At 41.9% G+C, this 910-nt stretch carries 1 protein-coding gene; it reads right to left on the bottom strand.

Going from position 1 to position 910, the window contains the following annotated elements; translation table 11 throughout:
- Positions 1–309: 309 nt before the first annotated feature.
- On the bottom strand, positions 310–910 hold a 601-nt coding region (locus HMPREF0201_RS09340), incomplete at its 5' end, for a hypothetical protein (RefSeq protein ID WP_016536349.1).

Raw genomic sequence — 910 nt, 5'->3', positions numbered from 1 at the left:
GTTGTGCCCGTTTCCGATAAGGGTGAGACCCGCCGCTCTGGCCACGCCCAGGCTGGCGTGACCTGACCGGATATATCGGGTTAGATTTGTTGTCATGAATGTCATTTTTGGGTTTCGCTGAATAGCCAGAACTTCAGATATTATGTCACTAGTGATGGATAGCCTTTGAATCAATAATTATATCCAGATAAATGTTTTTTAACGGTTCAAAAAACATCAATTCCGGATAAAGAGAGACTGAAGGCATACTTGAAACAATTGCTCCCCCTTATATCCCGCCTATCTGGGCGAAGATATAAGGAGCTGCTACTAACTCTCTGACACACTACTAAATTCCTGTACGATATCTAACCCGGCATAACTTCTGAGAACCGCATCATTACGCCCATAACACATTGTCATTATTAGGTGGCTAGTAGGATCATTTATTATCCCGCCAAACCCCTCAGCATTTAACGTCCGCATATCGATTATTTTAATCCTATCACCTAAAACTGCCAAATCACCTCCATGCTCTCCTAAATTAGAAAACAGCGCGCTATTAAAGCTATATCCTTCAGCATTCCTTAACTGGTCATGCAACACAAAAGAACCATCAAGTTCACTAATAGACCAGTTACCACCACCAGGCGTTCCATGAGCGCCTGTAATAATGTTTATCGGCCTATTATTAATCGAATTACGCTTGGCTAATATACTTAACGGAGTAAAATTATCATAATATTTTATTGGCCTATTCGCTGAAAAAATAGACTTGCCGTTAACTATATCCTCATGCCAGGTCATTATAGGATTATTTAACGAGTTTCTCGCAGAGCGTGTTTCATCAAACATGCCTCTATTGATAGCTTCAGGATGCACGGGAGAACGTTTTAATGCGAGAATCCCGCCCACAGCCATCCCGGCAATG

It is taken from the genome of Cedecea davisae DSM 4568, assembly GCF_000412335.2.
Taxonomy (GTDB): Bacteria; Pseudomonadota; Gammaproteobacteria; order Enterobacterales; family Enterobacteriaceae; genus Cedecea; species Cedecea davisae.
This window is presented reverse-complemented; position numbering and strand designations above follow the sequence as displayed.